At 62.5% G+C, this 833-nt stretch carries 1 protein-coding gene; it reads left to right on the forward strand.

Annotated features, from left to right (window positions below):
• Positions 1-208 precede the first annotated feature (208 nt).
• On the forward strand, positions 209-766 hold the full coding sequence (locus tag BZK31_RS28480) for a Smr/MutS family protein (RefSeq protein ID WP_083186468.1): 558 nt from the start codon (positions 209-211) through the stop codon (positions 764-766).
• Positions 767-833: the final 67 nt, after the last annotated feature.

An 833-nucleotide genomic window follows, 5' to 3' on the forward strand; every position in this document is an offset into this window, starting at 1 on the left:
CCTGGGTGACTTGAACGGCAATCCGACCGGTGCCGCAGTGGTCGCGGGGGTCGGCGTGCTGGTGCTGTGGCTGGGTGTCCGGCTATGGCGCAGGTGCCGTCGCGGGCCGCGAGGGGCCAACGGGTTGAGCATGTCCGCGCATCTGATGAAAAAACACGACTGAGCCCGTCGTCTTAGTGGTTAAACTAGCCCCCTTCGCGGAGGCCCCATGCAAGACGACGACTTTTCCCTGTTCAGAAGCGAGACGCGCGGCGTCAAGCCCCTCAAGCACGAACACGCCGATGTCGGCAAACCGAAAACCGACCGCACGTTACTGGCGCGACTGCGTCAGTCTGCGACGGTGCGCACCGATGCGGTGACGGTCGATGGCCTGTCGGACCAGTTCGTGATCGATGTCGGTCCCGAAGACGTCCTGTACTGGGCTCGCGACGGGGTCCAGGAAGGCCAGATGCGCAAGCTCAAGCTTGGCCAGATCAGCTTCGAAGGCAGTCTGGACCTGCATGGCATGAACGTCGAACTGGCGCGGGAGACACTCTGGGAATTTCTCGCCGAAGCCACGAAACTCGAGATCCGCTGCGTACGCGTGACACACGGCAAGGCAGTGCGTCTGGATGGCAAGCGGCCGATGATCAAGAGTCATGTGAACACCTGGCTGCGTCAGCATTCGCAAGTGCTGGGCTTCTGTTCGTGCCTGGCCAGGCATGGCGGCGCGGGTGCGGTTTACGTGATGCTCAAGCGCACCATGATGGAAGGCCGCGACGAATAGTCGCTGCCTTCGCGAAACAGACCGGGCAATCCCTCGATCGTGACCTTAGCGATTGTCTCCCCCGCCC

Origin of the sequence: Pseudomonas floridensis, from assembly GCF_002087235.1 — a bacterium.
GTDB lineage: Bacteria > Pseudomonadota > Gammaproteobacteria > Pseudomonadales > Pseudomonadaceae > Aquipseudomonas > Aquipseudomonas floridensis.